The organism is Mesorhizobium sp. P3_A2, from assembly GCF_056403115.1.
In genome coordinates this window covers 58,031-82,527 of sequence record NZ_JBFUGC010000018.1, presented here as the reverse complement: position 1 = coordinate 82,527, position 24,497 = coordinate 58,031, and the positions used below count along the sequence as shown (strand labels likewise).

Sequence of the window (24,497 nt, the reverse complement as noted above, 5' to 3'; positions counted from 1 at the left end):
ACCGGGTTAAGTTGATTTTCTTCATCCAGTTATTGGCCAATCAGACCGGATTTGACAAGCGCTGTGATCTCATCTGCCGAAAAGCCGAAGCGCGCCAGCACGATTTGCGGCCGCTGGTCGTCATCATCCGGCATGGCGGCAAGCGCCGGCTGCGAGGCGGAAAAGCGCGGCGCAGGTACCGGGCGTTCGAACGCGCCCGTCTTCACAAATGCGTGACGAGCACGATTGTGCGGATGGTTCCTGGCCTCCGCAAGCGACAGAACCGGCGCGACGCAAGCGTCGGTGCCCTCAAACAGACCGGCCCAGTCGTCGCGCGTCTTCAGCCGGAACCGGTCGGCGAAGGTGGCGCGCATGTCCGGCCACAACGCCTTGTCGTACTGGCCGCGGACAAAATGCTCGCCCAGTGGCAGCAACCTGGCGAATTCGGCGAAGAAGCGCGGCTCAAGGCAGCCGACCGCGACGTGGCGTGCGTCCGCCGTCTCATAGGTGTCGTAGAAGGGGGCGCCGGAATCGAGCAGGTTGGCGCCGCGCCTGTCGCTCCACAGGCCGGCCGCCATGAAGGCGTGTATGGGCGCCGCCAGCATCGAAGCGCCCTCGACCATCGCCGCGTCGACCACCTGGCCCTTGCCGGAGCGCGAACGCTCAAACAGCGCTGCGAGCACGCCGGCGATCAGCATCATGGCGCCGCCGCCATTGTCAGCGATCAGGTTCAGCGGCGGCACCGGCCGGCCTTCCTCCCGGCCGATGGTATGCAGCACACCGGAATAGGCGAGGTAGGTGATATCGTGGCCGGCGCGGCCGGCCAGCGGCCCGTCCTGGCCGAAGCCGGTCAGGCGGCCGTAGATCAGCGCCGGGTTGCGCGCCAATGCAGCATCCGGGCCGAGACCGAATCGCTCCATGACACCGGGACGAAAGCCCTCGATCAGCAGATCGGCTTTCTTAACGAGACCCAGCACCAGCTTGATGCCTTTCTCTTGCTTAAGGTCGAGGGGCAGGATGGAGCGGCCGTAACGGTCGAGATTGTGCGCATCGGAGAGCGGCAGCAAAGGCTGGTCCGATCCGGCGCGCTCGATGCGCAGCACCTCGGCGCCCATTTCCGACAGCATCAGCCCGGCCAGCGGCACCGGGCCGAGCCCGGCCATCTCGATGACTTTCAGGCCGGCCAGAGGGCCGGTCTTCACTGCGGCTGCGCCGGCCGTCATGGCCAGCTATTTCGGCGCCATGCGGATCGCCCCGTCGAGACGGATGGTTTCGCCATTTAGCATCTGGTTCTCGACGATATGCAGGGCGAGCGCCGCATATTCGGACGGTTCGCCGAGGCGGGATGGGAAGGGCACGGCCGCACCAAGCGAATCCTGCACCTCCTGCGGCATGCCGGCCATCATCGGCGTCTTGAAGATGCCGGGCGCGATGGTGCAGACGCGAATGCCGGAGCGCGCGAGATCGCGGGCGACCGGCAGCGTCATGCCGACGACGCCGCCCTTGGAGGCGGCGTAGGCGGCCTGGCCGATCTGGCCGTCATAGGCGGCGACCGACGCCGTGTTGACGATGACGCCGCGCTCGCCGCCCTGCAACGGCTCGAGCTTGGCGGCGCGATCCGCGACGAGGCGGATCATGTTGAAGGTGCCGATCAAGTTGATCTCGATCACCTTGCGGTACTGGTCGAGCGGATGCGGACCGTCCTTGCCGATGGTCTTCACGCCGATGGCAATGCCGGCGCAGTTCACCAGGATGCGCGCCGGCCCAAGCCTTTTTTCCACTTCGGCGACCGCGGCCTTACCGCTGTCGGCGCTGCTGACGTCACACTGGATGGCGGTGCCGCCAATGTCGCCCGCCACTTTCGCCGCCCGGTCGAGGCCGATATCGAAAATCGCGACGCGGGCGCCCTTATCGGCCAGCGCGCGGGCGGTTGCCTCGCCTAGTCCGGAGCCGCCGCCGGTTACGATCGCAATCTGGCCGTTCGGGTTCATGCCGCGTCCTCCCTGCTTTTGCGGATCATGCTACGGAGGTCGCTGGCATGGTGCAACCTGACCGGTCCATCGAGACGTCTCGATCGGCCGGGCAATCAGGCCATCGCCGGAACGTTCTCGGCAATCCTGGCAAGGCTGGCATGGCAGACCTCACCGGAAAGACGCGCCACGGCGCCAGGCACGATCTCGTGCGACAGCAGCCGGTCGAGGTCGACCGGGCGTGGCATGGAGATCTGGCCGCGCGGGATCTTCCTGAAGCCGAGCGGGCCGTAATAGGGCTCGTCGCCGACAAGGATCACCGCCGGCGCGCCGGCCTTGGCCGCCGCCTCCAGCGCGATCGCCACCAGCCGGCGGCCGATGCCGAGATTTTTGAACGCAGGGCGTACGGCAAGCGGCCCGAGCATCAGCGCGCGGCCGGCGCCGGCGGCGATGCGGGTCATGCGCACCGAAGCGACGACGATGTCACCATCGACGGCGACGAAGGACAGCGAGCGCTCGTGGCCGCCGGCCTCGCGGATCTTGTAGGCGGCCAGCACGAAGCGACCGGGGCCGAAGGCTTCGTCGTTGATGGCTTCGATTTCGGGGTCATGTGCCGGTGTTTCCGGCAGGTATTTCACGTCGGCAAGGCTCATGGTCTTTGCGGTCCGATATACGAGGAAGGTTGCTGCAAGCGGCAGCGTTCGCCAGTCAGCGCTTTCTAAGCGCGGGCGCCCTTTCGTCGTCGGTCAAACCGTATCGAGGCAAAGTCGAACATGCGGAGTGTCCGCTAGCATCATTTTTCGGCCGCTGCAATCGGTCGCTTTTATCAGGCATTTCGGACGAGTGACGCTCTGTTCAGCAGATGACGACTTCGACATTGCCGCTTTGCACCTACATTGCCAAGGCAGGCAAGGAGATTTCGCATGGGATTGCTGGTCGAAGGCAAATGGCAGGACCGCCCGGCCAAGGTCGATAGCGGCGGCAGGTTCGTGCGCGCCGAGACGCAGTGGCGTGACTGGATCACGCGTGATGGCGCGCCGGCTAAAGGCTGTACGCGCGGCTTCAAGGCCGAACCGGGCCGTTACCATCTTTATGTCTCGCTCGCCTGTCCGTGGGCGCACCGCACGCTGATTTTTCGCGCGCTGAAGAAGCTCGAAGGCATCATCTCGGTTTCGGTCGTGCATCATTTCCTCGGCGCCGACGGCTGGACTTTTCTGGCCGAGGACGGAGCCACCGGCGACACGGTTTACGGCCTCGATTGCCTGCATCAGATCTACACCAAAGCCGATCCCGCCTATTCGGGCCGGGTGTCGGTGCCGGTGCTGTGGGACAAAAGGGAACAGACCATCGTCTCCAACGAATCCGCCGAGATCATCCGCATGCTCAATTCCGCCTTCGACGAATGGGGCGATGCCGGCGTCGATTTCTATCCGCCGACGCTGCGCGGCGAGATCGACAAGGTCAATGCGCTGGTCTATCCGGCCATCAACAATGGTGTCTACCGCGCCGGCTTTGCCACCACGCAAGCAGCCTATGAAGAAGCTTTTGGGGAGCTGTTCTCGGCACTCGACACGCTGGAGGAGAGGCTGTCAAAACAGCGCTACCTCACCGGCGAGCGCATCACCGAGGCGGATTGGCGGTTGTTCACGACGCTGGTGCGTTTCGACCCGGTCTATGTCGGCCATTTCAAATGCAATCTGCGCCGCATCGCCGACTATCCGAACCTGTCGAACTATATGCGCGATCTTTACCAGGTGCCCGGCGTCGCCGGCACGGTGAACCTGCACCACATCAAGACGCATTATTACGGCAGCCACGCGGGCATCAACCCGACGCGCATCGTGCCGGTCGGCCCGGAGCTCGACTACGCCGCGCCGCATGACCGGGCGCGATTCAGGAAGGCAGCGTGACGCCAAATCCAATCGAGCGCATGGCGCACTATTTTGCGATTTCAGCAGCGAGAGTTAGCGCAGCAGCTAATGCTGTCGGAGAACTCTGGCCTACCAGTGCGGCGATGCCGGGTCCCCACCAAAAACCTCAGCGATCCGCCGCAACGTCGCCGGCGTCGTGCCTTCGGGCAGACGATCAAGCGGGAAGAAGCCGGCTTCGGCGATCTCGTGGTCCGGCAGTTTCGGCGCCGTCTGGCTGAAGCTCTCGATCAGGTAGAGGGCGACATGGTCGCGGCGGCTGGAGCGGCGGTTGAAATGCATCGATTTCAGCACCGGCGGGGCGGTGAGCGCGATGTTGCCTTCCTCGGCCAATTCCCGCGTCAGCGCTTCGCCAAGCGTTTCGCCCAGCTCGACGCCTCCGCCCGGCAATTGCCAGCCGGGAACGTAAGTGTGGCGGATGAGGAAGACGGAGTTCGACGCGCGATCGTGGATCAGGCCGCGCACACCAAGCGTCATTGGCCGCCGCAGCAGGAAATAGAGATGGAACAACCTTGCCCTGAGGCCGGCCCAACCGGCCTGGCGAAACGCCTGCTCCGGATCCGATATCGCCATCGCTAGCGAAACCGTAAGCAGACAGGAAACAGTGAGTGGAAAGCGGGGGGCGCGTCGCCTATGAAGGAAGGATGTTCAGGCTCGCGCATATTTCCGATGTCCATCTGGGGCCGCTTCCCGGTGTAACCTATCGCGAACTCGCGTCCAAGCGCGTGGTCGGCTACGTCAACTGGCAGCGCAACCGCCGCCGCCATATGCACGATGCCGTCATAGACACTATCGTCGCCGACATGAAGGCGAGCGGTCCCGACCACCTCGCCGTCACCGGCGATCTGGTCAATCTGGCGCTGGATGGCGAGATCGAGATGGCAAAGCACTGGCTGGAGACGCTGGGCTCGCCGGAGGATGTCTCGGTGGTGCCGGGCAATCACGACGCCTATGTGCCGGGCGCCTTCGACAAGGTCTGCCGCTCCTGGGCGGCGTGGATGAGCGGCGACGGCGTCACCACACCAATCGATCGCAACACCTTTCCCTATCTGCGCGTGCGCGGCAACGTCGCGCTGATCGGCGTCTCGACGGCGCGCGCCACGGCACCTTTCATGGCCAACGGCTTCTTCCTCGAAGGCCAAGCGCAAAGGCTGGCTGAAGTGCTCGACGCCAGCGCCAAACGCGGCCTGTTGCGGGTGATCATGATCCATCATCCGCCGGTGCGCGGCGCCGTTACCCAGCAAAAGCGCCTGTTTGGCATCTCCCGTTTCCACAAGACCGTTCACCGGCATGGCGCCGAGCTTGTGCTGCACGGCCATTCGCACCTGCCGTCGCTGTTCTTCATCGGCGGACGCGGCACCAGGATTCCGGTTGTCGGCGTCGCCGCTGCCGGGCAGTCACCGGGCGGCAAGAATCCGGCGGCACAGTACAATCTGCTCGACATCGACGGCGAAAAAGGCAGCTGGCGGATCCGGCTGACGCGTCGCGGCCTGACCGGACCGGCCATACCGCCATCCGACCTCCAGGTGGTGGAACTCGGCGTGGATGCCGAGGCATCTAAACCACTGGTCAGAAGCTGATCTTCATCGCCATGATGCGATCCCAAAACAGCACCGCCGACACAGCAAGGCCGACCACCGCGCCGGCGGCGATCAGGCCGAGGCCGGACAGGAAGGTCGACCAGCGCCTGCCGGGCGCGATTGCTTGCAAAGGTGGTTCGGCTTCCCGCACGGTGGCGCGGTTCAGGCCGGCGACGGCGGACTCGACGCCACCCTCCATCATGCGCTGGCGCTCGACGATGCGCTCCGCCACATAGCGCGTGACCTGATCGGCAACCGGTTTCATATCGGTCGATTCGGCCAACACCACGCGGCCGATGCGGGTATCCCTGAGGAAACGGTAGGTGCGGCGGTCGCGTCCCATGGCGACATGGCTGACGGCGTCGATCCACAGCCGCGGCTGCAGGCCCGATGAGACGACGAAGTCGAAATTGTCCATGTCGGCGGGCACGTCGGCAAAGACCGGGGCGAGTTCGGCGGCAAGCAACTCAAGTCGCATCCGGTGCGCCTCGCGCATGTCGACCACGACGTCGTCGCGATCGGCGAAGGCATTCTTCACGTCGCGAACGGCATCGGACAGTTTGCGCGACGGGGTTAAAGAGGTGAATTGCTCGTCTGAGTCCTTCATCATCCCTCGCTAATATATGGTTAATAGCGAGTTAGCACAGCCATTTGCAAAATGCACTGGCGAGATGCCGGAAGCCAGCGAGGTTCAGCTCGCTGCGGCGTCGAGTGCCGGACGCAGGCGCCTGCCGCGGCGTGCAATGTTCCGGCGTACGGCCTGAGCGACCACCTCAGGCACTTCTTCGACCAGCATATGGCCGGCATCGAGGACGTGATGGATGTGAAAATGCGCCGGCAGGCCATCAGCCTGAGTATAGGGCAGGACCGGATCGTCCGTTCCCCAAACCACCATCACCGGCATGTTGAGCGTGTCCAGCTGTTCGCGGGGGATGACGCCCTGCCGCTCATCCCTGGTCATGACGGCTGATATTTCGACCAGCTTGCGCAACTGGCCGGGGCGACGGCGTACTTCCGCCAGCACGCCAACGATGCGTTCGGGCGGCGGGCTTTGCGGTCCGGACATGGCGGCAAGGCAGGTGCGGATTTCGCGTCTGTCGGCCGCCGCCGCGTAGCGACGCAACAGCGGCCCATTGATCTCCGGGCCAAAACCGCCCGGCGCCAGAAGCGTCAGCGAGGCTATTGTTTCGGGTTCGGCCAATGCCATCAGGGTGGCTACCGCACCGCCCATCGAATGACCGGCGACATGCACCCTTGCTACGCCGCGTGCGGCGAGATCCGCGAGAACTGCTCGCGCCGCTGTCTTGGCCGGACCGCTACCAGGGAAATCGAGCGACAGTCCGTGTCCCGGAAGATCGTAGGCCAGTGTTCTGATCCCGGGCGCCAGCGTCGCGGTCACCTCGCGCCAGATGTCATGGCAACCGCCGAAGCCATGCAACAGGACGACCGTCTTCGGCCCGGCGCCCCGCTCGGCAACATAGAGGGATGAGACCATGAAAAATGTATGATTATTGCAAGACAGGAGATTTCGAATTGGGCTGGATTGCTCCCAGTCCAGACCGATGGCCAGTAAAATTTTCGCGATCCGGAAAGATACTAGCTGGCGTTACCGAGGCCCGCGGCGCGCAACGCCTCGACCAGCCGCTCGGTCAGATCGGCGGGATATTTCCGCTCGGCGAAGGCCGCACGCGGGTCAGCGGCGAATTTAGGGAATTTGGTGGTCAGCTCATCCAGAAGCTTGGCCGCCAGCTGCTCGCGGCCGGCAGCCTTGGCGCCGATCAGCCGCGCCGCCAGATAATGCGATTTCATCGCCGTCGTGCGCAGCGACTCGCTCGCGATCGCGGCCTTGTTCATATCGCCCAGCATGAACTGCCCGGCGAAGAGCCCGTAATCCCACCAAGTCGGGTGGCCGCTGAACGTCTCGACGGCACGGGTCAGGATCGGTGTTCCCTCGGCATACTTGCCGGCGAAGATCAGGCCATAGCCGTAGGCGGCAGCCATGCTGAGGTCGTAGGGGTTGAGCTGATAAGCCTTGCGCATCCAGCGGATCGCCTCCTCGGGAGTGCCGAGGCGCGAGTAAAGGTAACCGTATGCGCGATGCGCATAGGGGCTGGTCGGCCCCATCTGTATGGCGCGATGGGCAAAAGACATCGCTTGTTCGACCGTCGCGTCAGGCGGATAGGCGTAGTGATCGGTCGCGGCCTCGAGATGGAGCGATGCCAGTTCCGAATAGACGAGCGACGATTTCGCGCCTTGGCTGGCAAGGTTTTCCAGACAGCGATAGGCCGCCTCGTGAGTCTTGGTGCTCTGGTCGAGATAATATCTGTCGTTGAGGATCAGGCACCTCGTCAGCCCTGTCTGAATGCCGTTCTGTTCGATGTAGCTGTAGAGCGGGCCGGCGGCGGGAATGGTCGAGCTGAGGATGGCGGCGATACGATCCTCGACGGTACCAGGCGCACTGTCGGCGACCGTCAGATTGCGGGACAAAAGCACGCGGCCGGTCGCCACACTCTGCAGCTCAAGCGTCACGTCACCTGCCATTGGTCCCGGCAGGACATCGAAAACGAAGCTGGTCGGGTCGGTGCTCGGGTCGCGCTTGCTGTCGGCGTCACGGCCGATGAAGTCGATTGTGTCGAAACCGGCAAGACCGGCGCGCAGCGAGGCGGCGACGCGGCCTGCCTCAGGGCCGGTGGCCTTCACGGCGATGTAGACGAGGGGCAGGGCCTCCACCGTCGGCGATGCGATGCTGCTCGTTGCGCCCGTCGTCTCGACCACCGCCGCCGGATCGCTGCTGGCAAGCAGTGCGCCGCTGCCCTGGCGCAGGATGAGCACGCCCAGCATAAGGATGACCAGCGCCATCGCGCCCCAGAAGAAGTGCAGATGGCGCGCCAGGGAAGGTCCAGGTTCCGCAACCGCCGACGCCATCGAGGCAACCGGGGGCGCGGCAAGAGCGGGGTCCTCGGGCGATCCGGGCAAGGCGGCTACCGCCTGCGCCAGCGCCACCGGCTCCTGCGGCAGGCGGATTGCGTTGAGTTCATAGGACGGTACATAGCCGCCGCGCGGAATGGCGATGCGGACCGGTTCGGCGACGCCCTCATTGGCGAAATAATGCTGGAGAAGTTCGCGCAGCCTGCCTGCCTGCACCCGGACCACCGCATCGGTCGACGAATCGAAATCGCCGTCCTTGCCGAAGACGTCCATGGCGATGGAGAAGCCCTTGAGCCTGTCGGCTTCGCCGGCTTGCTCGCGCTCCACGAGGTAGCGCAGCAACTTGCGTGCGCGCTCGGAACGTCCGAACGTTTCGCTGGCGAGCAGTCTCTCCAGTGTCTCGCGCACTGCGGGGGCGGCAGGCGTGGCATGCTGCAAGTGTCGATCCTCTCGAAGTCGGCACAGGTTGAGGCGCAATCATATAGCGCCTGCACGTCCATACAAGCTTGCTTATGTTATGCGATCGCGTACCGCACCATATAATTGCCGATGGTTAACACGAAAAAATCGGGATTTTCCCCGGCAAATGGGGGATTTCCGGGCGCCGCGGAGATACGGCGCCCGGCGAGAAATCAGCCGGCCTTGCGCCCGATGATACGGTTGGCAGCCGAAACAACGGCTTCCAGCGAGGCCGCGACGATGTTGGTGTTGATGCCAGCGCCGAACAGCTTGCCGCCGGGATATTCCATCTCGACATAGGAGATCGCCGAGGCGTTCGAGCCGCGCTGGAGCGAATGCTCGGAGTAGTCGAGGACCGACATGTCGACGCCGACATGGCGCGACAGCGCATCGACGAAGCCATCGATCGGGCCGGTGCCGGATCCGGTAATGGTCGTCTCCTTGCCGTTATCGAGGATCACCGCCTCGACCACGCGCCGGCCTTTTTTCTCGGTATCAGGGTAGGTGTGATGGTCGAGGAATTTGAGCCGACCGCCAGGTTGGTCGACATAGGTCTCGATGAAGCGGTCGTGGATGCGCTTGGCCGGCACTTCCTTGCCTTCCGCGTCGGTGATCGCCTGGATCTCCTGGCTGAACTCGATCTGCAGATTGCGCGGCAGGTTGAGGCCGTAATCGGCCTGCAGCACATAGGCGATGCCGCCTTTGCCGGACTGCGAGTTGATGCGGATAATAGCCTCGTAGCTGCGCCCGACATCGGCCGGATCGATCGGCAGATAGGGCACTTCCCAGACTGGCGTATTGGCCTTCTTCAGCGCCTTCATGCCCTTGTTGATGGCGTCCTGATGCGAGCCGGAAAAGGCGGTGTAGACGAGTTCGCCGACGTAAGGGTGGCGCTCGGGGATCTTCAGCTGGTTGGAATATTCGTAGACGTCCTTCATCCGGTTGATGTCGGAGCAATCCAGATGGGGATCGACGCCTTGCGTGTACATGTTGAGCGCCAGGGTGACGATGTCGACATTGCCGGTGCGTTCGCCATTGCCGAACAGCGTGCCTTCGACGCGGTCCGCACCCGCCATCAGGCCGAGCTCGGTGGTGGCGATGCCGGTGCCGCGATCATTGTGCGGGTGCAGAGAAATCAACAGGTTTTCGCGGTTGTCGAGGTTGCGGCACATCCATTCGATGCGATCGGCATAGATGTTGGGCGTCGACATTTCGACCGTCGACGGCAGGTTGATGATCAGCTTGTTGTCGGGCGTCGGCCTCACGATCTCGGTGACGGCGTTGCAGATCTCCAGCGCGACTTCGAGTTCGGTGCCGGTAAAGCTCTCCGGCGAATATTCGAAGCGATAGCCGCCACCGGCCTTCGCCGCCATGTCGGTGATCATCTTGGCTGCATCGGTGGCGATGCGCTTGATGCCGCCGACATCCTTCTCGAAGACGACGCGGCGCTGCAACTCGCTGGTCGAATTGTAGAAATGCACGATCGGGTTGGTGGCGCCCTTGAGCGCCTCGAAGGTGCGGGTGATGAGTTCGGGCCGGCACTGCACCAGCACCTGCAGCGAGACATCGGCCGGCACATTGCCTTGCTCGATGCACCAGCGGGCGAAATCGAAGTCGGTCTGCGAGGCTGAGGGGAAACCGATCTCGATCTCCTTGAAGCCCATGTCGAGCAGCAGCGCGAACATGCGCGCCTTGCGCTCATGGCCCATCGGGTCGATCAGCGCCTGGTTGCCGTCGCGCAAATCAACCGAGCACCAGACCGGCGCCTTGTCGATGACCTTGTTGGGCCAGGTGCGGTCGGTGAGGCCGACTGTCGGATAGGGCTGGTATTTGCGGGCGGCGCCCGGCATGTGGCCGGCCGCGCGTTTTACGCTTTCGGCTTCGCCGGATCGGATCTCTTCTCGTGCGTTCATCGTCTTATTCTCCCGGCGGCTCACGGATCGGTCTTCGGACGGATTGAGAGCGAGCTGCGCCTTACCAGATTTTCGTTCGCTTGATGTGAATTGCCAATTTTGAACTGGCCAAGGAGCGTGCGCGTAAGCGGCGGTTCGACCGCCGGGCGCTCCTTCAGCGAACCCGGCGATCGCCGATAAGGCCGAGAAGAAGCAAGGTCGATGCCAGCGCGCGAACGGTCTCGCCGGCAAAGCCGGTCGGACGGGAAGCGACGGAGGTGGCGCGCGTGTTCATGGCGGTTTTCATACAGGAGCGGCCATGGAGAGGCAAGTAGGCGCATTTGCGCCCATTCCAGGCCTCTTCCCCGCGCGCGGCAAATACGCCAGACTTGGTGTTGTTTCTGTGCGTGTCGTCGTTGCTTCGCAGTCCGGGCGACATGCATGGACGAGGTCGCGATGCCGGGGGAGGTCGCCCATGAATTTTGTTTTCTTCTCGCCGCATTTTCCCACCAACGGCGCCGATTTCTGCGACCGGCTGAAGAAGGCCGGCGCCACGGTGCTCGGCATTGGCGATGCGCCCTATGAGGCGCTGGACGGCAAGCTGAAGGCGGCACTGTCGGAATATTACCGCGTCGCCGATATGGAGGATTACGATCCGGTGTTCCGGGCGATGGGCCATTTCATCCACAAATGGGGCCGCATCGACCGCTTCGAATCGCTCAACGAGCACTGGCTGGAGCTGGAAGCCAACATCCGCACCGACTTCAACATTTACGGTACCAAGCTCGATTTCGTGAAGAATTTGAAGCGCAAGAGCCGCATGCGCGCCTTCTTCCGCAAGAGCGGCGTCGACACCATCGCGCAGCGCAAATGCTCCGACCGTGCAGGCGCCATGACCTTCATCCGCCGCGTCGGCTATCCCGTGGTGGTGAAGCCGGATTCCGGTTCCGGCGCCTCGAACACCTTCAAGATTTCCAACGCCAAGGAGCTCGACCAGTTCTTCCGGGACAAGCCCGAGGATGTGACCTTCGTCATGGAGCAGTTCATCGAAGGGCTGGTGGTGACCTATGACGGGCTGGTCAACCGTGACGGCGAGGTGGTGCTTGCGGCCAGCCACCGCTACGACCAGAGCGTCATGGAGGTGGTCAACAAGGACCGCCACATGAGCTACACCTGCTTTCCCAGGATCAGTCCTGCGGTGGAGGAGGCGGGCAGGAAAATCCTGAAGGCGTTCGACGTGCGCGAGCGTTTCTTCCACATCGAGCTGTTCGAGACCAAGGACCGTGTCATCGCACTCGAGGTCAACATGCGGCCGCCCGGCGCGTGGATGACCGATGCGATCAACTACACGTTCGACATCGACGTCTATGCGGCGTGGGCCGACATGGTGGTCAAGGATGCCGCGGGCGGACCCTATGAGGGCAAGTATTTCACCGCCTATGCCAGCCGCAAGCAGCACCTCCACTATTTGCACAGCCATGAGGACGTGCTAGCCGCGCATCGCGACAAGATCGTCCACCATCAGCCGATAGAAAAGGTTTTCAGCCGCGCCATGGGAAATTACGCCTACCAGATGCGCTCGAAGGACGAAGCAGCGCTGCGCGAGGCCGTCGCCTATATCCATGCGGAAAAGGCTTAAACGCGATGGACATTTCCTATCACAAGGGCTTTGCCCGCAATCTCGGCCGCGACATGGAATACAAGCGCTATGGCCATGCCGGCCGGCCGGTGGTCGTGTTCCCGACCTCGCAAGGGCGGTTCTATCAGTTTGAGGATTCCGGCGGGGTGGGGGCGCTGGCCGAATTCATCGACACCGGCCGCATCCAGCTGTTCGTGGTCGACGGCATCGATTCGGAGTCTTTCTTCAACAAGCATGCCGACGCCGCCCACCGCATCGGTCGTCACGAGGCCTATTTCCGCTATGTCCGTGAGGAGGCGTTGCCGGAGTTTCTGGCGACCGCCGAGCAAGCCAATGGCGGACGCAAGTTGAAGCCGCTGTTTACCGGCTGCTCTATGGGCGGCTACCATTCCTCGAACTTCGTCTTCCGCTTTCCAGAACTCGCCAGCGGCGTCATCGCGCTATCGGGCGTCTATTCGGCGCACGACTTCTTCGGCAAGGCGCTGGAAGGCGACATTTTCTACAACTCGCCGCTCGACTATCTGCCTGGCATTGTCGACCCCAAGCTCTTGGCGCGGCTGAAGGCGCTGCGGATGATCTTCTGTTGCGGGCAGGGCGCCTGGGAAGAGCGCATGCTGGTCGAGACGCGCAAGCTGGAACAGATCCTGCGCGACAAATCCATTCCCGCCTGGGTCGACTATTGGGGCGGCGACGTCAGCCATGACTGGCCTTGGTGGCACAAGCAGCTGGTCTATTTCTTCGGCCGCTGGCTGGATGACGATCTGATGCATAGATTGGACTGATGGCCACACCCGATCCCATCCGCCGCTTTGTCGAAGCCACCAATGAAGGTGACACCGAAGCGTTTCTCGACACGTTCGTGTCGGATGCATCCTTGACCGACTGGGGACGATCCTTCCACGGCCGCGAGCAGATTGCGCGCTGGAACCAGTCGGACAATATCGGCGTGAAGTCCAATCTGCGCATTGTCCGCATCGCCGAGGCCGATGGCAGCTACCACGTCCGCATCGCCGTCACAGGCGAAGGCTTCAACGGCGAAGGGGACATGGTCTTCACGCTGGACGGCGACCGCATAGCGAGCCTCGTCATCAGCTGAGATCGCCTATCCTTCCTGGCATATCGGCAGAGGAACGGTTTCGTGCTCCACGGTCGATCCGCGGCGCAGGCCGAGGAAGACAACAAGCGCGGTGACGATGGTGATTGCCGCCAGCACGATCAGCAGCCTGTCGAACGCCGTCTCGTAGGCCTGGACCAGGACCGTGGCTCCGGCTGCCGGCAAGCGGGCTGCCGCTTCGCCGACATTGCCGGTCACCAGCAGCTGGGCGGCGGCGGTTGCGCTCGGGGAAGACGCTATTCCATAACCCGCCAGTTGTGCAGCCGTGAAACCCGACAGGACAGCCATGACGATCGCCAGAGCTACGCCCTCGCAGGCGACGCGGGTGGTGTTGAAGATGCCGACCGCCATGCCGGCGCGCTCCTTCGGCACGACGCTGACGGCAAGTCCGTCCATCAGCCCCCAGGGCAAAGCGATGCCGATGCCGATCAGCACCAGCGGCGCCACCAAGGCAATGGCGACCGGCGGGGTCAGGCTCAGCCAGACAAGGCCGGCGGCGGCGATCAGCAGGCCGACACCGCAGATCGTCGCCGGAGCGATCCAGCGCGCCACCTGGCCGGCAAGCAGAGGCAGGATCAACAGCGGTCCCGACAGGCAGATCATCAATTGCCCGGCCTTGATCTCGCTCATCCCCTCGATGCCGATGAAGCGGATCGGCAACAGCACGAGCAGGACGACGAAGCCATAGGCGGGGGCAGCCGCCAGAAACTGGACGCCGACGAAGCGGGGAAAGCGGAACAGCGAGAGATCGAGCATCGGCCGGCCCACGCGCCGCTCGACGATGACGAAGGCGGCAAAGAAGAGCGCAGCGATGGCAAGCAGCCCGATCACGAGCGGATCGGTCCAGCCGCTCTGCGGCGCCTGAAGCACGCCGTAGGTCAGCGCGGCCAGCGCAATCGTGAAAGTGCCGGCCCCCGCCCAGTCGAGGCCGGTCGCATCGGGGTCGCGCGATTCCTTGATTGTGCCCAGACCCAGTAGCGCGGCGGCAATCGCAAGCACTGCCACCAGAATGAAGATCGACCGCCAGCCGAATGCTTCGATGATGAGGCCGGAGGCGACCGGACCGAAGGCGAGGCCAATGCCGAAACTGGTGCCGAGGAAGGAAAAGGCGCGCAACCGCAATTGCCCCTCGAATTCCTGGGCAAGCGCGGAGGCGCCGCCCGCGAAGGCGGCGGCACTGCCGAGCCCTTGCGCAGCCCGAAGTGTGTCGAACCAGACGATGTCAGGGGCCAGCATCGCGCCCAGCGTGGCCAGGACATAGAGGCCGAGGCCAACAATGAACATCCGCTTGCGGCCATGATTGTCGGCGAGCGCGCCCAGCGCCATCAGGGTGGCGCCAAAGGTCAGCATGAAAGCGTTCGTCACCCAGTTGAGCGCGATCGGGCTGCCGCCGAGATCGGCTGCAATGCGCGAGAGTGCGACGGCCGGTCCGGTGAAGGTCAAGGGCATGGTCATGGCGGCAAGGCATACCGAAAGCAGAACGAGCCATGGCGCGGCGGCGCCGTTTGTGGTCTTCGAAGTCATGGGTTTTCCTATCTGAAGCAGGATCCGCCGGTGTGCCGTTGGGAGCGCAGCACCGGTCGCAACGGCAAGATAGGCCCGCGACATTACGAGAAAAATAGTATTAAATCTCCAGATATACCGGACTGAAACGCTCGAATGGAGAGATATGATGGAACGCCTCAACGGCCTTCTGGCCTTTGCCCGCACCGCCGAGTTCGGCAGTTTCATCGCCGCCGGCCGAACGCTTGGCATCTCGGCGTCGGCCGTCGGCAAGAGCGTCGCCAGGCTCGAGCAGGATCTCGGCGTGCGGCTGCTGCAGCGCAGCACGCGCCGTGTCGGACTGACCGAAGAGGGCAAGCTGTTCAACGAGCGGGTGCGTCGCATCCTCGACGACATCGACGATGCCAAGGCGATGCTGTCGCGGACGCGGGAAACGCCGCATGGGCGGTTGCGCGTTTCGACGCCGATCGTGACCTATCACCTGCTGTTGCCGGTGCTGTCGGAGTTCATGGCGCGCTATCCCGAAATCGAACTCGACATCGATTTCAACGATCGCATCGTCGACCTCATCGACGAAGGCGTCGACATCGCAATCCGCAGCGGCGAGCTGCCGGATTCGCGCCTGGTGGCACGGCCGCTTGCGCCCTTCCGGCTGCTGTTGTGTGCAGCACCTTCCTACCTCGAGCAGCACGGCAACCCGAGCGGACCGGACGATCTCGTGAACCATTACGGCATACGCTTCCGGTTTCCAAACAGCGGAAAGCTGCAGGGTTGGCCGTTCATCGGCGGCAGTGTCGAGCCGCAGGTCCGCTCGATGCTGACCTGCAACAACACCGAGGCGCTGAAGGGCGCCACGATGGCCGGGCTCGGCATCAGCTCCATGCCCGATTTCCTGGTCCGCGAGGCGCTGCGCGATGGGCAATTGCGCACTGTGCTGGACGACCATGTCGACGGCCGCGGCCAGTTCCGGATGCTGTGGCCGTCAAATCGCCATTTGTCGCCGAAGGTTCGCGCGTTCGTCGATTTCCTCCCCGACCGGCTTGCCGCGACGCTGAGCGGCTCGTAGTCCTTCGCGGCGCCGATGGCGATGACGAAGACGGCGAGGGACCAGCGCTACTTCTCAGTAGGTGGCCCGTCCGCCCGACAGGTCGAACGTTGCGCCAGTGGTGAAGGAATTTTCGTCCGAGAGCATGAAGGCGATCATCGCGGCCGCCTCTTCGACTTCGACAAACCGCCCGCGTGGCACCTTGCCCAGCATGTAGGCCACCTGGGCCTCGGTGAGCTGTTCGAGGATGCGGGTGCGGGCGGGCGACGGCGTCAGCGCGTTGACCGCGATGTCGTGGCCGGCAAGCTCCTTGCCGAGCGATTTGGTCAGCGCGAGCACACCCGCCTTGGCGGCCGAATAGGCGGCGGCGTTCGGATTGCCTTCCTTGCCGGCGACAGAGGCAATGTTGACGATGCGGCCGTAGCTGCGCGCGATCATACCGGGCACCAGGCGCTTGCAGCAGTAGAAGACACCGTTGAGGTCGATGTCGATGATCTGGCGCCACGCGGCAGGATCATAGTCCACCACGGTAGCCGCCGGTCCGGCAATGCCGGCATTGTTGACGAGCAGATCGACCGGGCCGAGCGAGCGCTCGGTTTGCGTCGCGGCGCTGTCCACGGCCTCGATCAGCGATTGATCGCACAGCAAAGCCTCGATCCGACCGAGCGGGGCGAGTTCGGCGACGGCGTTCTTCATCGCAGCCTGGTCGACATCCCAGATGGCAACGCTGGCGCCCGACGACAGCAGGCGCCGGGCAACAGCAAGGCCGATGCCTTGCGCGCCGCCCGTCACCACGGCGACACGGCCTGAGAGATCGACGGCATTCACGCGACGGTTCATGGGCAGTTTCCTCTTCCCGGATACTTGAATTCGTAACTCAGTCCCTGACGGCTCTCGCCACCAGCCGCGCGATGCTTGGGCCGGCGATGAGCACGACCAGGAAGCGGGCCGATTGCAGCGCCATGACGAAGGAGATGTCGACGTTCTGCGCGGCGGCGGCGATGATGGCGACGCTGTCCATGCCGCCGGGGCTGGTGGCGAGATAGGCGGTCAGCGGATCGATGCCGAGGACATGGCTGATCAGCCAGGCGAGACCGCCGCAAAAGGCGATCAGCACGACGATCGAACCGACGATCTGCGGCAGTGCCCGCGTCGCATGGCGCAGGATTGCCCGGGTGAAGTTCAGACCGATCGACCAGCCGACCATCGCATAGGAGAGTGCCAGCAGCCATGGCGGCAATTGCATCGCCACGCCAAAGCCGAGATGGATGATGGTACCGAAGATGAAGGTGCCGAGGAAGAAGGGCGAGGGCAATCGGCACAAGCGGCCGAGCAGGCCGCCGACCAGCGCCACGCCGAGCGTGGCGGCAAAGGCCATTGTGTCGATCGGCGGGAACCAGACAGTGGCTGGGATTTCAACGCCGGAGGTGTCGACCCACATCTTGGCCACGAGTGCCGCCGTCATCGAGACGAAGATCACGCGCAGATACTGCATGAAGGCAACGAGGCGCTGGTCGGCGCCAAAGGCGCCCGCCATCAGAACCATGGCGGTGGCCGCACCCGGCGAAGAGCCCCAGACCGCAGTGGTGCCGGGCAGAATCCGCCAGCGGCTGATCAGCCAGCCGAGCAGGCTGGACGCCGCAAGGGTCGCCAGCACCACGACGAGGAACAGAGGCCATTCCTTGTAGAAGACCGAAAAGATGTCGGCGGAGATCGACGCCGCTACAAGGCAGCCGACGACGGCCTGGGCGGCGCCGAACAGCGGGCGCGGCACGCGCACCGTAGCGCCGTTGGTGCCGGCAAGGATGGCCGCCAGCATCGGCCCGATCAGCAACGCCGCAGGCAGTGCGGCATATTCCAGCGCGCTGGCAAACAGCAGCGAGAAAATCAGCAGCACCAGCCACTGCCGGACAGGGCGCATGCGCGCCATGCGTTCGACGGCCGGCTGGTCTGGCGAGGAGTCCATATCTGGGTCTTAGACCTGGAGAAGAGAAATGCGAACCCCGCCCGCGAACAGAATTCAGGGTCTGCGTTGCTTTCGGATGTCAGCCGGTTTTGGTCTGGGGCAAACCGAAACCGCCGGCGGGATGGGTCTCGACCTGGAATTCGAAGCCGGCGATGATCGGCCGTGCCTTGGCGATCGCGGCCTGGACTTCGGGCAGTTGCAGCGACGCCTTGTGGCTCGCGGCGTCGGTCCACACTTCGGTTACCCAGATGGCGTCGGCATCCGCCGGATCGCGGGCGATGACATAACTCAGGCAGCCGGGCATGGCGCCGGTCGAGGCGAGCAGGACGTCCATGATCGCGTCGCGCTGGCCGCGCGCCGCCCGCATCTTGCCGATCAGTCCGTACATTGCCTTACGTCTCCCCTTCAAACCTCAGCAACGCTCGCACGACATGCATCGTTGCGAGACGCAGTATGCAATTGACCGCTCAAGGCATCAACTGGCCACCGTTCACCTCGATCACCTGGCCGGTGATGTAGCCGCTCAGGAGATCGGACGAGAGGAACAGATAGGCGCCGACGCAGTCTTCGGCCGTGCCGGCGCGCCCCTGAGGAATGGTGGCGACCATGCCCTTGATCTGTTCGTGGGTGGAATAGCGCTCATGGAATGGCGTCAGGATCGTACCCGGCGCCACGGCGTTGACGCGGATGCCGAAGCCGATCAGCTCCTTGGCCATGCCGCGGGTGACGTTGGAGACGAAGGCCTTGGCCGAGCCGTAGAGCCCGGCGCCGCCACCGGCGCCATTGCGCGCGGCGATCGACGAGGTGTTGACGATGAAGCCGCCCTGCTTCTTCAGCCATGGCATCGCCTTGCGTGACGCCGTCAGCACCGAGCGGGCGTTGAGGTCCATCACCGCGTCGTAATGCGCCTCGGTCTGCTCGGCATAAGGCACGCGGCCAAGCATGCCGCCGGCATTGTTGACCAACCCGTCGAGCCGGCCGAAATGCTCAGCACTTTCCTCGACGACGCGCTCGACATCGGCGGCCGCTGAGAAATCGCCCTGTGTCAGGAACACCTCGCCGCCGCCATCGCGAATGGTCTTGGCAAGCTTCTCGGCCGCGTCGCGGCTCGAATTGTAGTGCAGAGCGACCCGGCTTTTCTGCTCGGCATAGGCCAGTGCGAGGGCTGCACCAATGCCGGTCGAGGCGCCGGTGACCAGCACCGCCTTGCCGGCAAGATCTGGGATGACAAGAGCGGTCGCGGTCATGGGCGTTTTTCCTCCGGAATGTCTGCTCTCCCTTCGTAGGCTCTCGTTGCCGTCACGTTCAAGTCCATGGCGGCTTATGGCCTGAGATAGGCGTAACCCTGGCGCTGCAGTTCGGCGAGCTTGACGACGCCGCCCTTGTCGGCGGCGTGGAAGCCCTCGAGCAGGTCGGCAAGCGTGATCTCCATGCCTTTCATGGTGTTGCCGCACGCCTGCGGTTCAAGACCTTGCTGCACCAGACTGGCGAAGCGTCCCGAGATCGCCGCCGATATGCCTTTCGATTTGAAGGCGGCAAGGGCTGGACCATGCACGACCAGCACGATGTCGACATTGCCGCCGGTGCCTTCATAGTGGTTCTTGATGTTGCCGAGCACGAAATTGACCTTGTCGACATCGCTGAGGTGATAGGCAACCTTCGGCTTGTCTTCGGCAGCGGCCGCCCGGCTCAACCCGAACAGGCCGGCGGCGCCGGCAAGGCTGGCCCGGAACATGTCGCGTCGGCGCATAGCATCCTCCTCGTCCTGGCGCCCACCGCAAATTGCGTGGCTGCGGCCATCATCCTAGCATAAACTGACGTTACGTCCTGTCGATGCGAGGGAGGGGTCCAATGGCATTCAGGAAGTGGAAGACGATTGCCGGAGCGGGATTTGGCGCGGTGTTGTTCAGTGCGCTTGCCGGAACCGCACATGCCGACGAGAGGCCAGGGCTCACCGAACTCAGCCCGAATGGCGCCGATGCCTGTTTCGGCCGGGTCTATGACGCAGCCCACCTCAAGGCGCATCCCAAGCAGAAGGTGGCACGGATCTTCTTCCTCTATGGTCATGATCCGGTGAGCCATCCGAACGAGGAGCCGATGGCTAACGCCGATACCTCCTACAATGGTTTTCTCACCACCACCGTGCGCGGCGCCAAGACGCCGCAATGGGCCGGCGGCTGGTGCAATCACGAATCCGAGGACGGCAAATCGGGCCCGATCCGCTGCGGCATGGACTGCGACCGCACCATGGCTTCCCTGAAGCTCGACGACAAAGGCCGCCTGATCATTACCGATGTCTCGTCCGATCTCTATCTCGACGCCGGATCGGAAGACGAACTCGGCGAAGCGGAGTATGACCGGCAGGCGCTGGGCTCAGAGGACGACAATTTCCGCCTCGACCCGATGCCGGCGGCGACCTGCAAGGCCGAATTCGCCAAGATCGATCCGATCGATCCGGCGCTTGGCGCGCCTTTGCGCGAACGGCTGAAGCCGGACCAGCCCTTCTGCTTCGGCCGCGACTACGATGCCGCGCATCTGAGCTCTCATCCCGACCAGGTGACGCAGTCGATCCGCGTCTTTCGCGGGCCGGTCGAACTGGCGTCCTTCGCCTCAGGCGGCGATGTCGCCAACTGGCCCGACGGCGCCGACATCGCCGTCTCGGTGACCACCAGGAAGAACGGAACCAAGGTCACGCAGACCTATTCGTGTCAGGGCGAAGCCGACCAATGGCGCTGCGCTGCCAGTCCGAAGATGAGCAATTTTTCCTGCGACATCAGCCAAAAGGAAATCTACCTCAAGCGCGGCGCCAACGGCACCATGATGCTGGCCAACCCCAACAGCAGCCTGGCGATCGTCGACCTGTGCTCGAAGGCAGCGGACGGCAAGACCGCGTCCGATGACAAGGTTTATCGGCTGGAGTCGATGCCGCAATCGGCCTGCGCCCCGTAAGGCCTATCGACATTCAGGTGAGGCCGGCCTGCGAACGGCGGCTTCCTGCGCTTCCGGTGCTCACGTACTTCAAGTACGCTCCGCTCCGGTTCTCGAAAGCCACCATTCTCGACTCGGCCTGACCTGAATCTCGACAGACCTTCGCACCTAGCGCTGGGCTACGCGAACGGCACCGCCGTTGTGCCTTTCGGCAGCTTCGCTTCATCATCCGGTTCGACATGGATGGTGACGCGCACCGAGGGGATTTCGGCTTTCAGCGCATCCTCGATGCGGTCGCAGATAACGTGGCTGGCGCCGACGGTCATGTCGGCGTCGACGACCAGGTGGAACTCGATGAAGGTGGCGCGGCCGGCTATGCGGGTCTTGAGGTCATGAACCTCCAGCGCGCCCTTGCAATTGGCCGAGATAGTGTCGCGGATATGCATGTGTTCCTGCGTGTCGACGGCGCGGTCCATCAGCCCGTTCATCGACGAGCCGATGACATGCCAGCCCTGCCACAGGATGTTGAGCGCCACGATGACGGCAAGCGCCGGATCGAGGATTTGCCAGCCGGTCAGGATTGCGCCGACGAGACCGCCGAAGACGCCGACGGAAGTCACCACATCGGTCATGATGTGGCGGCCGTCGGCAACCAGCGCCGGTGATTTTGCGCTGCGGCCGGCGCGGATCAGCGTCCAGGCCCAGAAAGCGTTGATGACGGTGGCGACGCCGTTAATCCCCAAGCCTTCCCAAGGCTGTTCAAGCGGCGTCGGCGCCTGCCAGGAGCGCCAGACCTCGCTGAGGATCAAAAGTGCTGCCAGCACAATCAGCACGCCTTCCAGCACGGCCGAGAAATACTCGGCCTTGTGGTGGCCGAATGGATGGTCCTGGTCGGCCGGCTTGTAGCTGACCTGGATCGCCCAATAAGCGGCGGCCGAGGCGATGACGTTGACGATCGATTCCAACGCGTCCGAATAGAGCGCGACGGAGCCCGTGATGTACCAGGCGGCAAGCTTCAGCGCGAGCACGACGCAGGCGACGACGATCGACCAGAAGGCGAGGGCGGCGACCCTTTGCTTGGCCGCCTCCTTTGCCGCGATCGCCGTCACGCTGTCCGCTGCGGCCATACCGGTCAGGCCGCCTTTTCCTTGGCCTTGCGCGGCAGATGCGCAACGATGTTCTCGATGATGCGCATGCCGGCATTGTGGCCGAGCGTCATGATCGATTCCGGATGGAACTGCACGGCGGCGATGGGCTCCTTGCGATGCTCGAAGGCCATGATGACACCGTCCTCTGTCTCGGCGGTGACAACGAAGCCGTCGGGCAGCCGTACCGGATCGGCAAAGATCGAGTGGTAGCGGCCGACGGTGACTTCCTTGGGCAGGCCGGAGAAGATGATGCCGGGCTTGGAGACACGGATGCGCGACGGCTTGCCGTGCATCGGCACATGCAACTGCCTGAGCTCGCCGCCATAAGCCTCGGCCAGCGCCTGCAGGCCAAGGCAGACGCCGAAGATCGGCAGGTCGCGGGCCCTGGCCTTCTTGATGGTCGCGGCGCAGTCGAAATCCTTCGGCGTGCCGGGTCCCGGCGACAGCACGACGAGGTCGGGCTTCAGCCGCTCGAAGACCTCCTCCGGCACTGGCGTGCGCACGGTCGAGACATTGGCGCCGGTTTGGCGGAAATAGTTGGCCAGCGTGTGGACGAAGGAGTCCTCGTGGTCGACGAGCAGGATGTTGACGCCGTCGCCGACGCGCGCGGTGGTGCGTTCGGCGCCGGCGGCGTTGCCTAATTTGGCGTCGCGGATGGCGGAGAGCATGGCGGATGCCTTCAGTTCGGTTTCGGCTTCTTCTTCCTCGGGGATGCTGTCGAAGAGCAGCGTGGCGCCGGCGCGCACCTCGGCAATGCCATCCTTGATGCGGATGGTGCGCAGCGTGAGGCCGGTGTTCATGTCGCCGTTGAAATTGACCATGCCGACGGCACCGCCATACCAGGCGCGCGGGCTCTTCTCATTCTGCTCGATGAAGCGCATGGCCCAGAGTTTCGGCGCGCCGGTGACGGTGACCGCCCAGGCATGCGAAAGGAAGGCGTCGAAAGCGTCCATGCCTTCGCGCAGCCGCCCTTCGATGTGATCCACCGTGTGGATCAGGCGTGAATACATCTCGATCTGGCGGCGGCCGATGACGCGGACCGAACCCGGATCGCAGACCCTTGACTTGTCGTTGCGGTCGACGTCCGAGCACATGGTCAGCTCGGATTCATCCTTCTTGGAGTTCAGCAGCTTCAGGATCTGCTCAGAGTCGGAAATGGCGTCGTCGCCGCGCTTGATCGTGCCGGAGATCGGGCAGGTCTCGACCCGGCGCCCATTGACGCGCACGAACATTTCCGGCGAAGCGCCGATCAGATACTCGTTTTCGCCGAGATTGATGAAGAAGGAATAGGGCGAGGGGTTGATCGACTTCAGCTTGCGCGAAATTTCGGAAGGCTGCGTCTCGCAACGCTCGTAGAACATTTGCCCGGGCACGACCTCGAACAAATCGCCGCGCTTGAAGCTATCCATCGCCTTGCGCACCAGATTGGCATATTCGCCGGGTTCATGGTCGCCGCGCGGCGGAATTCGGTCGGCGGTCTTGAACGGCTCGGCGATTTCGTCACGCGGCAGTCCCTCGGTCGAAAAACCTTCGCCGGAATAGTCGTAGCGGTCGGTCCAGGCCTTGGTCGAGTAATGGTCGACGACCAGGATTTCGTCGGGCAGGAACAGCACGAGGTCGCGCTGGCTCTGCTTGCGCTCGAGCTTGTAGTCGACCGGATCGAACTGGAAGGCGAGGTCGTAGCCGAAGGCGCCGTAGAGGCCGAGATTGGCGTCTTCGTCGGTCTTGAACAGAGCGGTGATGGCGCGCAACACGGTGAAGACCGAGGGAACGCGGCTGCGCTCTTCCTCAGTGAAGACCCGGCCTGGTTTGGCGACATCGAGGCGGATCAGCTTTTTCGAGGTTTCAGTGACTGTGACTTCGCTCAAGCTGGCGAGCGCCTTGCCGATTACAGGCAACAGCACCTCGCCACGGCCGTTCAGCGCCTCGATGCGCATGGCGCGGCCGCGCGCGGAAATCACCAGCGGCGGATCGATGATGGCCGTATCCCAGCGCGTGTAGCGGCCGGGATATTCGTAGTTTGAGGAAAACACGGCCCCGCGGCGCGAATTCAGCCCGTCGACATAGGCGTCGATCGCGCCGGCATAGGGCTTGTCGTGGCGCTCGCGGGTAATGGTGACGCCGCCCGCGGTCACGAAGCGTTCCGCGCCGTTTTCCAGAACCTTCATTGTCGTCATTGCCGTCTCCATCTGGCTTGTTGGGCAACGGACCCGGGACTGGCTTTGAAAAAACAAATGGCCGCCCGGACATTCCGTTGCGGCCACCTTCTATTTTCACGCGCACGCGTTCGAACAGGCCGCTGTCAGCGAGCCCACCACCAAACGGTCTTGATCGAACGCATGTTCATGGGCGAAATCCATAGCGGCGAAAAGCCGGATGCGCAACAGGTTTGAAAGGCCAGCTTGTGGCCGCCGCTTC

At 63.7% G+C, this 24,497-nt stretch carries 23 protein-coding genes; 7 read left to right on the top strand and 16 right to left on the bottom strand.

The annotated features are described in order from the left end of the window. Positions 1–29: 29 nt before the first annotated feature. The 3 genes from AC1DXM_RS29550 to AC1DXM_RS29540 form a co-directional block, all read right to left on the bottom strand. Positions 30–1,202 carry a CaiB/BaiF CoA transferase family protein gene (locus AC1DXM_RS29550; protein WP_477238736.1) on the bottom strand — a complete coding sequence of 391 codons (1,173 nt, stop codon included), beginning with the start codon at positions 1,200–1,202 and terminating at the stop codon, positions 30–32. A gap of 6 nt (positions 1,203–1,208) precedes the next feature. Continuing rightward, on the bottom strand, positions 1,209–1,970 hold the full coding sequence (locus tag AC1DXM_RS29545) for a 3-hydroxyacyl-CoA dehydrogenase (RefSeq protein ID WP_477238734.1): 762 nt from the start codon (positions 1,968–1,970) through the stop codon (positions 1,209–1,211). A 95-nt stretch (positions 1,971–2,065) separates the two neighbouring features. Continuing rightward, positions 2,066–2,602 (bottom strand): GNAT family N-acetyltransferase, encoded by a 537-nt coding sequence (locus tag AC1DXM_RS29540; RefSeq protein ID WP_477238732.1) that lies wholly within the window; start codon positions 2,600–2,602, stop codon positions 2,066–2,068. Between the two features lie 270 nt (positions 2,603–2,872). Between AC1DXM_RS29540 and AC1DXM_RS29535 the strand changes: the two genes are divergently transcribed. After that, a complete protein-coding gene (locus AC1DXM_RS29535; RefSeq protein WP_477238730.1) occupies positions 2,873–3,859 on the top strand; it encodes a glutathione S-transferase family protein in 987 nt (328 codons plus the stop codon). Positions 3,860–3,949: 90 nt separating this feature from the next. On the opposite strand, the gene AC1DXM_RS29530 is transcribed toward AC1DXM_RS29535, so the two are convergent. Beyond that, positions 3,950–4,450: an NUDIX domain-containing protein gene (locus AC1DXM_RS29530; RefSeq protein WP_477238728.1), complete on the bottom strand. Its 501-nt coding sequence runs from the start codon at positions 4,448–4,450 to the stop codon at positions 3,950–3,952. 71 nt (positions 4,451–4,521) lie between these two features. On the opposite strand from AC1DXM_RS29530, the gene AC1DXM_RS29525 reads away from it, so the two are divergent. Further along, the gene (locus AC1DXM_RS29525) at positions 4,522–5,457 is read left to right on the top strand and encodes a metallophosphoesterase family protein (protein ID WP_477238780.1); all 936 of its coding nucleotides are present in this window, start codon (positions 4,522–4,524) and stop codon (positions 5,455–5,457) included. On the opposite strand, the gene AC1DXM_RS29520 is transcribed toward AC1DXM_RS29525, so the two are convergent. The 4 genes from AC1DXM_RS29520 to leuA all read right to left on the bottom strand — a co-directional run bounded on the left by AC1DXM_RS29520 (position 5,447) and on the right by leuA (position 10,694). After that, positions 5,447–6,064 carry a hypothetical protein gene (locus AC1DXM_RS29520; RefSeq protein WP_477238726.1) on the bottom strand — a complete coding sequence of 206 codons (618 nt, stop codon included), beginning with the start codon at positions 6,062–6,064 and terminating at the stop codon, positions 5,447–5,449. The genes AC1DXM_RS29525 and AC1DXM_RS29520 overlap by 11 nt on opposite strands. Before the next feature lie 84 nt (positions 6,065–6,148). Continuing rightward, entirely contained in the window at positions 6,149–6,952 is an 804-nt protein-coding gene (locus tag AC1DXM_RS29515; RefSeq protein WP_477238724.1) for an alpha/beta fold hydrolase, read from the bottom strand. Between the two features lie 101 nt (positions 6,953–7,053). Continuing rightward, positions 7,054–8,823 carry a tetratricopeptide repeat protein gene (locus AC1DXM_RS29510; RefSeq protein ID WP_477238722.1) on the bottom strand — a complete coding sequence of 590 codons (1,770 nt, stop codon included), beginning with the start codon at positions 8,821–8,823 and terminating at the stop codon, positions 7,054–7,056. Positions 8,824–9,017: 194 nt separating this feature from the next. Next, positions 9,018–10,694 (bottom strand): 2-isopropylmalate synthase, encoded by a 1,677-nt coding sequence (gene leuA / locus AC1DXM_RS29505; RefSeq protein WP_477238778.1) that lies wholly within the window; start codon positions 10,692–10,694, stop codon positions 9,018–9,020. Between the two features lie 517 nt (positions 10,695–11,211). On the opposite strand from leuA, the gene AC1DXM_RS29500 reads away from it, so the two are divergent. Genes AC1DXM_RS29500 through AC1DXM_RS29490 form a run of 3 tightly spaced genes read left to right on the top strand, consistent with a single transcriptional unit; the run spans position 11,212 to position 13,471 of the window. Beyond that, positions 11,212–12,375: an ATP-grasp domain-containing protein gene (locus AC1DXM_RS29500; RefSeq protein WP_477238720.1), complete on the top strand. Its 1,164-nt coding sequence runs from the start codon at positions 11,212–11,214 to the stop codon at positions 12,373–12,375. A 5-nt stretch (positions 12,376–12,380) separates the two neighbouring features. Continuing rightward, a complete protein-coding gene (locus tag AC1DXM_RS29495) occupies positions 12,381–13,157 on the top strand; it encodes an esterase family protein (protein WP_477238718.1) in 777 nt (258 codons plus the stop codon). Further along, entirely contained in the window at positions 13,157–13,471 is a 315-nt protein-coding gene (locus AC1DXM_RS29490) for a nuclear transport factor 2 family protein (protein WP_477238716.1), read from the top strand. Before AC1DXM_RS29495 ends, AC1DXM_RS29490 begins: the two co-directional genes overlap by 1 nt. Positions 13,472–13,477: 6 nt before the next feature. On the opposite strand, the gene AC1DXM_RS29485 is transcribed toward AC1DXM_RS29490, so the two are convergent. Next, positions 13,478–15,013: an MFS transporter gene (locus AC1DXM_RS29485; RefSeq protein ID WP_477238714.1), complete on the bottom strand. Its 1,536-nt coding sequence runs from the start codon at positions 15,011–15,013 to the stop codon at positions 13,478–13,480. A 148-nt stretch (positions 15,014–15,161) separates the two neighbouring features. Between AC1DXM_RS29485 and AC1DXM_RS29480 the strand changes: the two genes are divergently transcribed. Next, a complete protein-coding gene (locus AC1DXM_RS29480) occupies positions 15,162–16,058 on the top strand; it encodes a LysR family transcriptional regulator (protein ID WP_477238712.1) in 897 nt (298 codons plus the stop codon). A 54-nt stretch (positions 16,059–16,112) separates the two neighbouring features. Here the strand turns inward: AC1DXM_RS29480 and AC1DXM_RS29475 are convergent, their stop codons facing one another. The 5 genes from AC1DXM_RS29475 to AC1DXM_RS29455 form a co-directional block, all read right to left on the bottom strand. Next, positions 16,113–16,865: an SDR family NAD(P)-dependent oxidoreductase gene (locus AC1DXM_RS29475; RefSeq protein ID WP_112561190.1), complete on the bottom strand. Its 753-nt coding sequence runs from the start codon at positions 16,863–16,865 to the stop codon at positions 16,113–16,115. A 49-nt stretch (positions 16,866–16,914) separates the two neighbouring features. After that, a complete protein-coding gene (locus tag AC1DXM_RS29470; RefSeq protein WP_477238710.1) occupies positions 16,915–18,003 on the bottom strand; it encodes an AbrB family transcriptional regulator in 1,089 nt (362 codons plus the stop codon). 79 nt (positions 18,004–18,082) lie between these two features. Next, on the bottom strand, positions 18,083–18,391 hold the full coding sequence (locus AC1DXM_RS29465) for a putative quinol monooxygenase (protein ID WP_477238708.1): 309 nt from the start codon (positions 18,389–18,391) through the stop codon (positions 18,083–18,085). Between the two features lie 79 nt (positions 18,392–18,470). Continuing rightward, positions 18,471–19,250, bottom strand: a complete 780-nt coding sequence (locus AC1DXM_RS29460) for an SDR family NAD(P)-dependent oxidoreductase (RefSeq protein WP_477238706.1) — start codon at positions 19,248–19,250, stop codon at positions 18,471–18,473. A gap of 74 nt (positions 19,251–19,324) precedes the next feature. Further along, positions 19,325–19,753 carry a DsrE family protein gene (locus AC1DXM_RS29455; protein ID WP_477238704.1) on the bottom strand — a complete coding sequence of 143 codons (429 nt, stop codon included), beginning with the start codon at positions 19,751–19,753 and terminating at the stop codon, positions 19,325–19,327. Between the two features lie 101 nt (positions 19,754–19,854). Here AC1DXM_RS29455 and AC1DXM_RS29450 point away from each other — a divergent pair, with 101 nt between their 5' ends. Then, positions 19,855–20,952, top strand: coding sequence for a hypothetical protein (locus tag AC1DXM_RS29450; RefSeq protein ID WP_477238702.1), 1,098 nt, complete (start codon positions 19,855–19,857; stop codon positions 20,950–20,952). A gap of 158 nt (positions 20,953–21,110) precedes the next feature. Here AC1DXM_RS29450 and AC1DXM_RS29445 read toward each other — a convergent pair whose 3' ends face one another. Together AC1DXM_RS29445 and AC1DXM_RS29440 are read right to left on the bottom strand one after the other, a co-directional pair. Further along, positions 21,111–22,058 carry a cation diffusion facilitator family transporter gene (locus AC1DXM_RS29445; protein ID WP_477238700.1) on the bottom strand — a complete coding sequence of 316 codons (948 nt, stop codon included), beginning with the start codon at positions 22,056–22,058 and terminating at the stop codon, positions 21,111–21,113. 5 nt (positions 22,059–22,063) lie between these two features. After that, positions 22,064–24,268 (bottom strand): anthranilate synthase, encoded by a 2,205-nt coding sequence (locus AC1DXM_RS29440; protein ID WP_477238698.1) that lies wholly within the window; start codon positions 24,266–24,268, stop codon positions 22,064–22,066. Between the last annotated feature and the right edge of the window lie 229 nt (positions 24,269–24,497).